The following is a 12,807-nucleotide window of genomic DNA, read 5'->3' as shown; positions in this document are numbered from 1 at the left end:
TTGTTGTTTTATAAATAATATTTTATCATAAATATGTATTTTATAAATAGGAGGAATGCACACATGAAAAAACTTCTTGTCATACATACTGGCGGCACAATTAGCATGTCTCAAGATGAATCAAATAAAGTCGTAACGAATACTGATAATCCTATTTCCAATCATCAAAATATTATAAAAAAATATGCTGATGTGACTGAAATAACACCTTTTAATGTACCTTCGCCACACATGAATATTAAATATGTAGAGGAATTAAAACAAATTATCATAAAATCTGAAAAAGAGAACTATTATGATGGTTACGTTATCACGCATGGTACGGATACTTTAGAAGAAACAGCTTATTTATTAGATTTAACACTAAATATTTCTAAGCCAATTGCTATAACTGGTGCAATGCGTTCCTCAAACGAAATTGGCGCAGATGGACTTTATAATTTTTTGTCTGCAATTAGAGTAGCTATAAGTGATGAAGCAATGAACATGGGTGTTATGGTTGTCTTTAACGATGAAATCCATACAGCTAGAAATGTTACCAAAACCCATACTTCCAATACAAATACTTTCCAGAGCCCGAATCACGGTCCATTAGGTGTAATCACTAAACAAAGTGTACAATTTCATCACCGCCCATTTGAACATTTAGTATTAACGGAGATAAACCAAAATCTAAATATACCACTTGTTAAATCGTATATGGGTATGAAAAGCGACGTACTAACTTTTCATAGTGATAACCGAGTTGATGGCATCATTATAGAGGCATTGGGTCAAGGCAACTTGCCTCCCACTTGCTTAGAAGGTTTAAATCAATGTTTACGGAATAATATCCCTATTATACTTGTGTCGAGATCGTTTAACGGTATTGTAGGTCCTATATATGCTTATGAAGGGGGCGGAGCAACGTTAGAAGAAAAAGGCGTCATTTTCTCAAATGGCTTAAACGGCCAAAAAGCAAGATTAAAACTTTTAATCGGTTTAAGTAATCATTTAAATGACGAACAATTAAAAAAATATTTTGAAGCGCCATTATAAGATAAATCAAAAAAGAGTAAGACTTGTCACATTACAAACTTTAGAATAAACCGATTTTAAAGTTTATGTAACTTGTCTCACTCTTTTTTAATAAATTAAGACTCCAGTGGTGTTTGTTTTTTAGCTAATATACTTTGAGTGATAATACCACCATGATATTTACCATTTTCAATAAAAATTGTGTTAGCATCATTTCCTGCAGCAATAACACCAGCTATATAACAATTTTCGACATTTGTTTCATAAGTTTCTTTGTTGTGAACGGGTGCTGTTCCATATTCATTGCTATTAATTTTTATACCGATTGATTCTAAGAAATTGTAATCTGGATGATAACCAATCATAGCAAAAACGTAATCATTAGGAATTTCAATTAAATCACCATTTTGTTCATAAATGACACTTTCTTCAGTGATTTTCGTAACGTCAGATTCAAATGCCATATTAATTTTTTCATGTCTTACTAATGATTCGAAATTTGGTAATATCCAAGGTTTGATGGCCTTCGGATAGTCAGAGCCGCGATAGATTACCGTCACATGAGCGCCTGCTTTTTCTAATTCAAGTGCTGCATCTACTGCTGAATTTTTACCACCGATAATGACGATATTTTGATCAAAATAAGGATGTGCTTCTTTAAAATAATGCATCACTTTTGGTAGCTCTGCACCTTCTACTTCAAGCGCATTATGTTGACCGTAATACCCTGTAGCTACCGTCAGAAATCTACATTGATAAACGTCTTTAGTAGTCGTAAGCGTAAATCGATTATTGATTTTTTTAACAGTAAGGACTTCTTCGAAAGCATTGATACGCAATTGATGATGTTTGACCACTTCTCTATAATAGACTAGTGCTTGATTACGATGTGGTTTGCTTTCTTCGACAATAAATGGAATGTCCCCAATACTTAATTTATCACTAGAAGAAAAGAAAGTTTGATGTGTTGGATAATTATAAATAGCATCTACAACATTCCCTTTTTCAATTACTAATGTATCGATTCCCTTTTTCTTTTGTTCAATAGCGGCACTTAAACCACAAGGACCGCCTCCTATGATAATACTTTCTACTGTTTGCATAGTTTTGTCCTCCTTTTACCACCCATTTATTATACCAGGACATAAAAAAAAGCCAAGAGATAGAATTTGAAAATTTAATTACAATAAAAATAAGAGTAGGACAAAAATCAAAATTAGATTTGATTTCCTATTCCTACTCTTATTGCTAAATCATAAGCAAACATTATTCTGGAATAACTAGTTGCTGGCCATTATGAATATCGTTGCCTTGTAAGCCATTTGCTCTTCTAATTTTTTCAACATTTTCAGTTGAGCCACTTCCATAATACTGGATTGCTATTCTGTATAAGTTTTGCCCATTTACAGTATGTGTTTGTTGGCCTGAATTGTTGCTTGATGCTTGATCATTTTGCTGGTTATCTTGCTGATTGTTCTGCGAGTTCGCATTCTGATTTTGGTCATATGAACCATTTGAACCGTCACTTTGATTAGTGGCTTGATCTTCTTGTTGTGATTGGTCACTTTGATTGTTTTGATTATTTTGGTCAGAAGTAGCAGCTTGATCTTGATTGTTAGATGCATTACTTTCTGAACCAGAATTTGCTTGGTTTGAACTATCATTACTATTATCTGATGCTGATTGGTCATCATCTTTATCAGATTTATCGCTACCAGAATCTTTATCAGAATCTTTCTTGCTGTCTTTATCAGAATCATCATTTTTATCTTTATTATCAGCTACTTGTTTATCATCACTATTGCTATCGTCATTATTACCATTTAAGGCCATACCAGCAAAAATTCCAATTGCAGCTAAAATGAGGATTGCAGCAATAATAGGCAATATTTTTTTGAATAAACCGCCTTTTTTCTTGTTATTTTCATCATTATTGTCGTCATCATTTTTATCATCGTTATTGTTATCATTATTGCCATCATTACCACCAGAAGCATTTGAATGAGCGGCACTCGCACCTGCAGCAGCGGCAGCACCACCAGTGGCAGCAGCGCCTTTTTTCTTGCTACTTTGATCTTTAGTTTGCTTGTCTTGAGCTGCTGTATTTTCTTTTTCACTGCGATTTTGATTAATATTATTATTTTCCGAAGGGTCTTGGTTTTTATTCATTTCATTTGATTTTGATGATGTATCATTATCTTGCTGTTGATCGGCGTCAACTTGACTAGATGTACTTTCTTTGTCATCAATATTAGATTGATTATCTTCATTTTGATGCGTTGCGGTTTCTCTTCTACGCTGTCTCCTTTGAGCATTTCTTGGAGGGAATTGTTCGTCTTTTTTATCAGAAACTTCCTCTTTTACATTGTCAACGGAATCATTGACAGAGTTCTCTACATCATCCTTGTGTTCTTTTGGATCAATGGATTGACGATTTTTTTCAAAATCATCTTTAAAATTATTATTAGACAAATTCATCATCCTTCCGTATTTTAATTTATTATATACAGTTTTACCCTGAAAAGTAGTAAATATGTATAAATTATATATATAAAACAACTATAAAATGAGTATGTATTTAGTATTATAGCTTGATTGAAAAACGGAAGTAAAGCATTTATCTTTTATTTGAAAAGATTTTGTAATTTTTCATTATAATCCATTTTTCTTTTTACTTTTTTTCTATTTACGATATTTATATCAATTAATTCTGAATCATTATCACAACAGTGGTTTGGTTTTTCTGATAATTCCTCTCCAAAAAATTCAACCATATAAGCTCTTCGACATTGATCTAACTGTTTATAGCCCAGCATACGATGATAACCTTGTTTTTTCCTTTGAAACGCAGTCGCAAAGATATGCCGTAATTGTTTAATAGAGTAATAGCTAAATAAAACCTCTAATATTTCTATCTTTTCTGGAGGCAAAAACATGCCTAACTCAAAAGTGTTTACATCCTCTTCTGTAATAACATCAGCGAACAGCAACGTTTCTAATAGGTAACTATCATCTGGCTGGAAAAGACTTATAGCTTGACTATATGCACCATCCCTGCCAGCACGTCCAATTTCTTGCATATAATTAGATGGACTAGTAGTTAAATGGAAATGTATAATAGTGCGAATATCTTTTTTGTTGATGCCCATCCCAAATGCACTTGTTGCAACAATAATTGGGATTTCGTTGTTTATAAATTGGTGTTGAACTGTGTGCCTTTCTTGATAAGTTAAATCTCCATGGTAAATACCTGTTAAAAACCCATACTGATAAATTGCTTTTGCTAAGTTGAGACACATTTTTTTTGATGAAACGTATATAATAGTCGGTCCTGAATGTTCTAAAAGTGGTAGCAACCATTTTAACTTAGCATGATCGTCTTCGAAGTTTTTATGGGTTAGAGATATGTTTTCTCTATTCATTGTAGTTTTTACAATAATGAAGTTTTTATTTAGCATCTGATTTAAGTCAGATGTTAAATATGGCGGAGCTGTAGCAGTTAATGCAAGTACATTGGCTTCAGGAAAATGGTCGATAATTTTGCCCACAAGCGCATAATGAGGTCTGAAATCGTATCCCCACTCAGAAAGACAATGTGCTTCATCTAAAACAATCAAGCCTAAATCCAAGTTTTGAATGAGTTTGAAATTATGCGGTTGCAACAAAAATTCTGGGCTTAAAAATATAAAACGACTATGTTTTAATAATTGCATATTTTGTTGTTTTTCATTTTCATCTAAACCAGAATGAATACACGAAACATAGTGTTCACCATGAAGTTTTAATTGCATAACTTGGTCGTCCATCAAAGATATTAAGGGTGAAATAATAAGTGTTGGTTTTTGCTTAATATAAGTTGGCAATTGATAACAAAGGCTCTTCCCACTACCTGTAGGTAATATGCCTAAAGTATCTTTGCCATTGAGTACATGTTCGATAATTGCTTGCTGTCCAGGTTTAAACGAGTCAAACCCGAACCACTTCTGTAATTCATGTTGTAACATTTAAATCACCTCTTTCAAATCCAACAATCAATAATTTAATTTCGAAATAACTGAGTTCTGGAAATTTTTCTTTATAATTTCTTAACCGCTCACCACGATTTCCGATATAAAATCTTAAAAATGAAGTGTCATGTTGACTATTTAAATAATCTTTGTATTTAGATAAATAACCTTTTATAAATAACTCTAATATATGGTCTTCAATTGTATTAGGTTTAACGTTTTGCATATTTGCTAATTGATTAAAGCTCAGACCATTTTTAATTCCGCTAAACGTTTGTTCAGTCTTAAATAATAGTGTCGGTAGTATGATTAATTGGTTTAAAATGGGATACTTTGCTTGTTCTTCTAATTCAAACATCATCATGACCAAATCATTTAATTCTAATTCAAACAGTCTTTTTTGAGAGACATTTTCTATTAGACTGATTTGCTGTCGTGTATACATGCTTTCTTCAAAACCTTGCAAGTAATAGTGTATGTAAAGTGTGTTATTTTTTTCTATAATCGATTTGAATAAAACATTTAACTCTTCAATTAATTTATATTGTGTGTCAGCGTTTTTAATTTCCTTATATACTGCTTTTACCCGTCGTTGAATTGTACTGTGATGGGTAACAGGGATAAATTGAAACATCCCATGTTCTGTATTAGAAACTGTTTGGACTAGCAGTTGAATTGCTTTAAATGTATTTAATAAGCTATCGTATGTATGGCGCGGATGAACGCGTATACGTTGTTCCGAATCTTCGTTCATTTTGAAATCATGAACATTTCCCACAAATGATGGATACTTTAGGTTGGGTAAGCTATGATACAATGATAAGAGTTGCTGACTACAGGCGTCAAAAAAGGTTTGATGAGACTTTTTCCCTGTGATAATATTATATATGCTTTTTTCAGTTTTGTAATTGTGTGCTTGTGTAAGTGATAAGTGAATTATATTATACATGTTTACTCCCTCATTTTATAAAACGAAAACATTTGAAAAAATTTAAAACAGTAACTACAATACTAATTGTGTTATTAGTGTAGCATGTTTGTTAAAGGAGGCGAAGAAATTGGCTAAATATACAATTGTTGATATGGATACATGCATTGCATGTGGTGCTTGTGGTGCTGCTGCCCCTGATATATATGATTACGATGACGAAGGTATCGCGTACGTTATACTAGATGACAACCAAGGTACTGCAGAAGTACCAGAAGAATTATATGAAGATATGGAAGACGCATTAGAAGGTTGCCCAACAGATTCCATTAAAATTGAAGAAGAATCATTTGATGGAGACCCTTTAAAATTTGAATAAAGCATCTATTCAAATAAAACATCTTATAAAACTCAGTGTAGTCATTAAACAAATGAAAACGCTGGGTTTTTTTATTTTTAAATAATCAATTTAGTTTTATAATTGTATCCATAAGACCACATCATAAAAAAAGCTGGACTTTGAACTCCTATTTATAAAATGGGTTTCATCCAGCTTTCTTATGGTTATTATATATATTTATTTAGGTAAAATATGCTTTAAACGTTTGAATAAAAGTATAAATATTAATGAAATAATGATTCCTTTAATAATATTAAAAGGAATAACGCCTGAAACAACAACGATTTTAATGTTTTCAACTACATTAGAAAGGTTCATTATCATTCCGTAAAGCGGTAATAAAACAAAATAGTTTAAAATACTTAAGACGATTGTCATGACAATCGTAGCTATACTAAAGCCAACCACTTGTGTTTTAATTGTAGATTTATGTTTGATAACGTAAAAAGCTGTTAAAATAAAGCTTGCTCCAGCTAAAAAGTTGGCAATAGGGCCAACTGGATCGCCTATATTAAACAAAAAATTAAGCAAGTTTTTTATAAACAATACAATAATTCCTGCTATTGGGCCTAAGCTAAAAGTAGCTAACAATGCTGGAATATCGCTGAAATCTAACGTTAAATACGGTGGTAAAAATGGTATCGGAAATTTGATAAACATTAAAATAAATGAAACCGCACTTAACATACTTATTGTAATAAGTCTTTTGGTTTGTTGTTGCATATTAAATTATCTCCTTCCATTCACCTTGCATAGAAAAGGAGGATTTAATTGCATAACAAAAACCCTCCATCTTCTCCCATCCAGACTATACTGTCGGCTCTAGATTCGCACTAGATCAGCCATCTATCTTTAAAAGATAAATAGGTCGCAGGCTTTATTTACTGCCGGTTGGGAATCACACCCTGCCCCGAAGATGAATTTCTTAATTTTTATAAATATATCATAGCCTATTACTCAGATAAAAACAACAGACATGCTCTTATTCATTAAAACAGTAGCATTTATAAAATTAAAAACGAGATTAGAAAACAGAATATGTTAACTGATTTCTAATCTCGACTTTAGATGAAGGTATTCATGTACTTTTAAATACAAATATGGAATGGTTATAAAATGATACAGGTTTAACTTATTGCCCATTCTTTCTAAATTAAATACGTTATTTCTGAATTATTTAATATTAAGAGAGATTGCTACAATTATATGTTAGCAAATTTATTTACTAATATCGTGATCCACTGGTTTTGGTAGTTTAATAATGAAAGTCGTACCTTCACCTAGTTCACTTTTTACTTCTATAGAGCCTCCATGTTCATCAATAATCATACGGCAAATAAATAACCCTAAGCCAGTACCTTGTTTGCCACGTTTACGTGCAGTATCAACTTTATAAAAACGATCAAATACCTGCTGTAAATGCTCAGGTGCTATACCAGAACCAGTATCAGTGATATAAAGTATATTTTCATTATCAGATTCGCCATAACTAATTGAAATTAAATCGCCAGGTTCAGTATATCTAGTAGCATTATCAATAAGGTTAGTTAACACTTGTTCAATTCTATCTGTATCAAAATACCACAATTGATTCTGAGTATTGGGATTTAAAGTCATAGTTAAACCTAAATCATTTGCTTGTTTTTGGTATTTTTGTTGCATTCTGCTTAATAACGGATCGATGGGTTGTACAACCTTTTCTACGGTTAACCCTTCAGCATCCATCCGTGCTACATTGAGTAACTCATTTACTAAACGATTTAAACGTTTCGTTTCGTCCAGTACAATAGACAATGATTCATGTATTTCTTCAGGTTCAGTTACAATACCATCTACGATTGATTCTGTATAACCTTGCAATAAAGAAATGGGTGTGCGGAGTTCGTGTGATACATTAGCAATAAAATCTTTTTTCATCTGGTCAATATTATGCTCATTTGTCATATCACGAATAATTGCAACAATACCGCTTCTACCGTCTGGTTGTATTTGTTCGATATAACTTGAAATAATAACAAAATAACGTGTGCTAATCTCGTATTCTTCGAATTGTGTTTGTTTTGTTTTAAATGTTAATTCGTTTTGACGATCTAGTTTTTCTAAATCATGTTTATCCAATATTTTTAAAATGTTTTGTGCCATTTTATTAGATATAATAATATCTTTTTTATCATTAAATCCTAGTACGCCTTCGACCATCGAGTTAATTAAACTATCTCGTATATTTTTAGAAGATGATAGTGCATCTATATGTTGTTGTATTTCAGAGCTCATCGTATTAAAAGCCCGTGAAAGTTCACCTATTTCATCTCGTGAATTAACAGGAACAACTTGTGCATAGTCCCCTTTAGAAACTTTGAGTGCTTGTGTTCTTAATTTTCTAAGTGGTTTTGTGATACGAGAAGATAAGAAAAATGCAAATACTGTCGTTATAGCTAAAAATATTATAGCAATAATTAAAATAATGACAGTAATGACATTGTTTGTATCTTCAATCGTTTTTAAATCTTGGTAAATAAATACACCACTGTACTTGCTATTATGCTGACTGGAATCAAGATTTTTAGATGGATAGCCAATTAATATATATGTCTTTTGTTGTTGTTTTATATCAACCGTGACGTGTTCTGATATTTGCTCTCCTTTGTCGAATACTTTTTCGTAATCTTTATTATCTTTAATTTCTCTGAACATCTTTTCTTTAGTTTCATCTTTATTTGCACTATCCATGTGCTTGTTATTCATAATAATCAGACCTACTGGACCTTCGATTAATGATTTACTGTGTCTAATAGCTGTTGCTTTATCATCTGAACTTTCAACCAAATGGCTAATTCTTTTTGCATCTTTGAGTAATGAATCCTCTGTTTCTTGCGTAAAGTAAGATTGTATAAACGTTATAAGGGCTGCGCTTAATAAAATTAAAACTGTCGTTACTATAAAGATTATAGTTAACCACAGTTTTACTACGACATTATTGAGTCGGTTCATTATCAGATTTAACCTCGAATTTATAACCCACACCCCAAACGGTTTGAATCATTTGAGCTGCATTCTCTGAAACTCGATTTAATTTCTCTCTTAAACGTTTTACATGTGTATCAACTGTACGCAAATCACCATAGAACTCATAGTGCCAGACTTCTTTTAAAAGCTGTTCACGATCAAAGACTTTGTTTGGTGTTTTCGCTAAAAAGATTAAAAGTTCATATTCTTTTGGTGTCAGGTTTACTTGATTATTATCAGCCAGTACTCTATGCGCATCATTATCAATCACAAGATGTTCAAACTCGATTAAATCTCGTGCATGGGGTTCGCTTTGTTCTGTATGTGCTACCTGAGTGCGTCTTAATAAAGCTTTGACACGTAATACAACCTCGCGAGGTGAAAAAGGTTTAACGATATAATCATCTGCACCGGATTCAAATCCTTCTACTCGATTTGTTTCTTCACCCTTTGCAGTTAACATAATAATAGGTGTTTCTTTATGTTCTCTTAATCTAGATGCAACAGCAATACCATCCATCTCTGGCAACATTAAATCTAATAAAATACATGAATAATCATGTTCCATTGCCATTTTATACGCTTCATGTCCATCTCTAGCTTCATGTGTTTCAAAAGATTCTCTTTCTAAGTACAATTTTAATAATCGTCTGATTCTATCTTCATCATCAACGATAAGTATTTCGTTTGACATAGGTTTCGTACCCTCCCACACTGCTATCTTTCAATTTCAATCACATTATATCATAGGTTGAAGCATAAAAGTGCTTAAGAATGAAAAGTTTGTGAATTTTTTATCAATATCTGGTTGTTGCCTATAGGTTCTCACAATTAATGACCATGTTCAGCCAATTGACGTAATACTTTTACTTCATGCGGTGTAAGCACTCTGCCTTCACCAGCATTCAATCCTTTTAAATCTAAAGGCCCAAATTCTATACGTTGTAATTTTGATATTTGGTAACCAAAATGCTCAAACATACGTCTAACTTGTCTATTACGTCCTTCCGTTATTGTAATCTCTACAAGCGTTGAATTTTTGTCTTTATCTTGATTTTTAATTTTTACGTTGGCAGGTTGCGTCTTACCATCTTCTAATTTAATGCCTTGTTCTAACGCTTTAACTTCTTCACGCATAAGATAACCTTTTAATTTAACGACGTATTTCTTTTTAATTTTGTAACGTGGGTGCGTCATTAAATTTGTGAATTCTCCATCGTTCGTTAGCAATAGTAAACCAGATGTATCATAATCTAAACGACCAACTGGATAAATCCTTGTTTTGATTTGTTTAAAGTAATCAGTAACTACTTTTCTACCTTTATCATCAGACACACTCGTAATCACTTGCGCTGGTTTATAAAAAAGGATATATAATTTATCTTCTTGTTCCAATTTAACGCCTTCTACTTCCACCGTGTCAGTAGGCTTTACCTTTGTACCTAGTTCAGTTTCTGTTTCACCGTTTACTTTGACTTTACCTTCTGTGATTAAGGTTTCAGCTTTACGTCTTGAAGTATAACCACTGTTTGCAATACGTTTTTGTAATCTTTCTATTTCTTTACTCATTATTATCTCCTTTTTGGTTGACTAAGTTACTAAAGAAAGCTTCAATTTCTTCATCTTCTTCATCTGTAGTTGGTAGATCATCTAAATGTTCAATGCCGAATACATTTAGGAATAACTCTGTTGTATATAGCTGTTGGCTTCTAGAATCTTGTTCATCTTTCGCTTCAATTAAACCACGCGCTATCAAAGTTTTAACGGCACCATCTGAATTAATGCCTCTAATCATTTCGATATCACTACGAGATAAGGGTTGATTATATGCAATAATAGATAAAGCTTCCATAGCTGCTTGTGATAATTTCAATTTTGATTTTTGTTCTATTAATTTTTCGATATATTCTGAAGCATCTTTTTTTGTTGTAAGTACATAATTATTGCCAAAATGTTGGATCTCTAGCCCAGAAGCATCATATTCGGTGATTAAAGTATGCAATGTATTTTGATCAATTTCTAATATCTCTAGAATTTGCTTTTCTTCAAGTCCTTCATCCCCAGCTGTATAAAGTAATGCTTCTAGAACTCCTTTATCGTTCAATGCCATAGTTAACTCCTCTTAAAATATTTATATCTTCAAAGCTTTTTTGCTGTTCTATATTTACAATACCTGATTTTGACATTTCTAGTATTGCAAGGAAATGAGTAACCACCATTTCTAATGGTTCAGTAAAATTAAATAAGCTAAAAAAGTTAAATGATTCATGATCTTTCAAACGTTTGGTAACTTGAGAAGTAGCTTGTTGAATTGTAAATGTATCTTTTCGAATATCGACTGTTTTAGGCGTTTGATATTCGACACGATTTTTTACTTTTTGATAGGCGATGATCAATTCAGTTAAGTCAATCGTATGGTTTGAATCCCAAGTTTCATTTGATTCTAAATGCGTTAAATCAGTTGGATGTTTAGCATAATATTGTTCTCTTTCTGCTCTTTTTTCATTTAAAAGAACTGTATACGCTTTATAATTTTGATATTCTATTAATCGTTCAACTAAATTTTCACGTGGATCATCGTCTATATCCTCAACGTCTTCTGATTGAGGTAATAGCATTTTACTTTTAATCATAAGTAATTCTGATGCCATAACTAAATATTCACTTGCCACGTTAATTTCTAATCGGTTCATCGCATGTATATATTGCATATACTGCTCTGTTAATGATTTCATAGGAATATCATATATATCAATTTCAAATTTTTGAATAAGATGCAATAATAAATCTAAAGGTCCATTAAAGGCATCGAGTTTTACTTCATACATTTTTATCTACCTCATATTAGCAAGTTAAGTGCGGAATTCACTAAAATATTATAGCATGTTTAGTATAAACATTTAAATTTGGAGCGATATTCATGTTAAGAAATGCATTACAAGATTTTTATTTTCAATTTCATACGCAACAACATTACTTTCTTTGTCATGACATTTTAGAAGATGCTTGGAAAGCAAACCCGCATTATAGTAAAGAGGACGCAATTGTTAGTTTAATCTTAACTGCGACAGGTTGTTATCATTACAGAAGACAAAATTTTGTAGGCGCTGTTAAATCTTTTAAAAAGGCATTAAGTGTGATTCGAAAATTTGATTCAGCTTTAAACATTGGTCTTGATATACAAGCATATCAACAGCAAATACAAACTTTGATAAACACAGTTAATAGAGAACGAACTTTTACGCCAATTCAATTACCTATTACAAACGAAATGGAAGAAGACATATTAAAAAGATATCCTAATTATATAGTGACTTTTTATAAAATAGAAGATAGTTATATTATAGATCACCATTTAAAAAGAGATCGTACTGAAGTTGAAGCTGCTAGACAACGTGCATTACAAGCGCGACATAATGCACAATAAAATTATAGTGGCTTTTTATTGA

General features: G+C 31.9%; 13 protein-coding genes and 1 riboswitch. Of the genes, 3 read left to right on the top strand and 10 right to left on the bottom strand.

The features are described 5' to 3' along the window. Positions 1-63: 63 nt before the first annotated feature. Positions 64-1,038, top strand: coding sequence for an asparaginase (locus BJG89_RS07350; RefSeq protein WP_096809635.1), 975 nt, complete (start codon positions 64-66; stop codon positions 1,036-1,038). A 95-nt stretch (positions 1,039-1,133) separates the two neighbouring features. Here the strand turns inward: BJG89_RS07350 and ypdA are convergent, their stop codons facing one another. From ypdA to BJG89_RS07330, 4 genes are all read right to left on the bottom strand, one after another. Then, positions 1,134-2,120 carry a bacillithiol disulfide reductase YpdA gene (gene ypdA, locus BJG89_RS07345; protein ID WP_096809633.1) on the bottom strand — a complete coding sequence of 329 codons (987 nt, stop codon included), beginning with the start codon at positions 2,118-2,120 and terminating at the stop codon, positions 1,134-1,136. 163 nt (positions 2,121-2,283) lie between these two features. Then, on the bottom strand, positions 2,284-3,495 hold the full coding sequence (locus tag BJG89_RS07340; RefSeq protein ID WP_411756566.1) for a LysM peptidoglycan-binding domain-containing protein: 1,212 nt from the start codon (positions 3,493-3,495) through the stop codon (positions 2,284-2,286). A gap of 146 nt (positions 3,496-3,641) precedes the next feature. Continuing rightward, positions 3,642-5,021 (bottom strand): RecQ family ATP-dependent DNA helicase, encoded by a 1,380-nt coding sequence (locus tag BJG89_RS07335; RefSeq protein ID WP_096809629.1) that lies wholly within the window; start codon positions 5,019-5,021, stop codon positions 3,642-3,644. Then, complete coding sequence (locus tag BJG89_RS07330) at positions 5,008-5,973, bottom strand: helix-turn-helix domain-containing protein (protein WP_096809627.1); 966 nt, start codon at positions 5,971-5,973, stop codon at positions 5,008-5,010. Before BJG89_RS07330 ends, BJG89_RS07335 begins: the two co-directional genes overlap by 14 nt. 109 nt (positions 5,974-6,082) lie before the next feature. Here BJG89_RS07330 and BJG89_RS07325 point away from each other — a divergent pair, with 109 nt between their 5' ends. After that, positions 6,083-6,331, top strand: coding sequence for a ferredoxin (locus tag BJG89_RS07325; protein WP_019468351.1), 249 nt, complete (start codon positions 6,083-6,085; stop codon positions 6,329-6,331). A gap of 198 nt (positions 6,332-6,529) precedes the next feature. On the opposite strand, the gene BJG89_RS07320 is transcribed toward BJG89_RS07325, so the two are convergent. The 6 genes from BJG89_RS07320 to BJG89_RS07295 all read right to left on the bottom strand — a co-directional run bounded on the left by BJG89_RS07320 (position 6,530) and on the right by BJG89_RS07295 (position 12,186). Then, positions 6,530-7,075, bottom strand: coding sequence for an ECF transporter S component (locus BJG89_RS07320; RefSeq protein ID WP_096809626.1), 546 nt, complete (start codon positions 7,073-7,075; stop codon positions 6,530-6,532). A gap of 64 nt (positions 7,076-7,139) precedes the next feature. Further along, positions 7,140-7,274, bottom strand: a riboswitch (FMN riboswitch). A 296-nt stretch (positions 7,275-7,570) separates the two neighbouring features. Next, the gene (locus BJG89_RS07315; protein WP_096809624.1) at positions 7,571-9,343 is read right to left on the bottom strand and encodes an ATP-binding protein; all 1,773 of its coding nucleotides are present in this window, start codon (positions 9,341-9,343) and stop codon (positions 7,571-7,573) included. Continuing rightward, positions 9,327-10,052 carry a response regulator transcription factor gene (locus tag BJG89_RS07310; protein ID WP_096809622.1) on the bottom strand — a complete coding sequence of 242 codons (726 nt, stop codon included), beginning with the start codon at positions 10,050-10,052 and terminating at the stop codon, positions 9,327-9,329. The genes BJG89_RS07315 and BJG89_RS07310 overlap by 17 nt, the downstream gene beginning before the upstream one ends. A 137-nt stretch (positions 10,053-10,189) precedes the next feature. Next, positions 10,190-10,927, bottom strand: a complete 738-nt coding sequence (locus BJG89_RS07305) for a pseudouridine synthase (protein WP_096809620.1) — start codon at positions 10,925-10,927, stop codon at positions 10,190-10,192. Then, on the bottom strand, positions 10,920-11,468 hold the full coding sequence (gene scpB, locus BJG89_RS07300; RefSeq protein ID WP_096809618.1) for an SMC-Scp complex subunit ScpB: 549 nt from the start codon (positions 11,466-11,468) through the stop codon (positions 10,920-10,922). The genes BJG89_RS07305 and scpB overlap by 8 nt, the downstream gene beginning before the upstream one ends. Further along, positions 11,452-12,186, bottom strand: coding sequence for a segregation and condensation protein A (locus BJG89_RS07295; RefSeq protein WP_096809616.1), 735 nt, complete (start codon positions 12,184-12,186; stop codon positions 11,452-11,454). The genes scpB and BJG89_RS07295 overlap by 17 nt, the downstream gene beginning before the upstream one ends. A 92-nt stretch (positions 12,187-12,278) precedes the next feature. Here BJG89_RS07295 and BJG89_RS07290 point away from each other — a divergent pair, with 92 nt between their 5' ends. Then, positions 12,279-12,785 (top strand): DUF309 domain-containing protein, encoded by a 507-nt coding sequence (locus BJG89_RS07290; RefSeq protein WP_096809615.1) that lies wholly within the window; start codon positions 12,279-12,281, stop codon positions 12,783-12,785. Positions 12,786-12,807: the final 22 nt, after the last annotated feature.

The organism is Staphylococcus nepalensis (assembly GCF_002442935.1).
GTDB lineage: Bacteria > Bacillota > Bacilli > Staphylococcales > Staphylococcaceae > Staphylococcus > Staphylococcus nepalensis.
This window is presented reverse-complemented; position numbering and strand designations above follow the sequence as displayed.

Bases quoted from the DNA above. Each gene is read 5' to 3' on its own strand.
- scpB (WP_096809618.1), bottom strand. From the start codon at position 11,468: ATGGCATTGAACGATAAAGGAGTTCTAGAAGCATTACTTTATACAGCT.
- BJG89_RS07320 (WP_096809626.1), bottom strand. From the start codon at position 7,075: ATGCAACAACAAACCAAAAGACTTATTACAATAAGTATGTTAAGTGCG.
- BJG89_RS07290 (WP_096809615.1), top strand. From the start codon at position 12,279: ATGTTAAGAAATGCATTACAAGATTTTTATTTTCAATTTCATACGCAA.
- BJG89_RS07305 (WP_096809620.1), bottom strand. From the start codon at position 10,927: ATGAGTAAAGAAATAGAAAGATTACAAAAACGTATTGCAAACAGTGGT.
- BJG89_RS07340 (WP_411756566.1), bottom strand. From the start codon at position 3,495: ATGAATTTGTCTAATAATAATTTTAAAGATGATTTTGAAAAAAATCGT.
- BJG89_RS07310 (WP_096809622.1), bottom strand. From the start codon at position 10,052: ATGTCAAACGAAATACTTATCGTTGATGATGAAGATAGAATCAGACGA.
- BJG89_RS07335 (WP_096809629.1), bottom strand. From the start codon at position 5,021: ATGTTACAACATGAATTACAGAAGTGGTTCGGGTTTGACTCGTTTAAA.
- BJG89_RS07295 (WP_096809616.1), bottom strand. From the start codon at position 12,186: ATGTATGAAGTAAAACTCGATGCCTTTAATGGACCTTTAGATTTATTA.
- BJG89_RS07330 (WP_096809627.1), bottom strand. From the start codon at position 5,973: ATGTATAATATAATTCACTTATCACTTACACAAGCACACAATTACAAA.
- BJG89_RS07350 (WP_096809635.1), top strand. From the start codon at position 64: ATGAAAAAACTTCTTGTCATACATACTGGCGGCACAATTAGCATGTCT.
- BJG89_RS07315 (WP_096809624.1), bottom strand. From the start codon at position 9,343: ATGAACCGACTCAATAATGTCGTAGTAAAACTGTGGTTAACTATAATC.
- ypdA (WP_096809633.1), bottom strand. From the start codon at position 2,120: ATGCAAACAGTAGAAAGTATTATCATAGGAGGCGGTCCTTGTGGTTTA.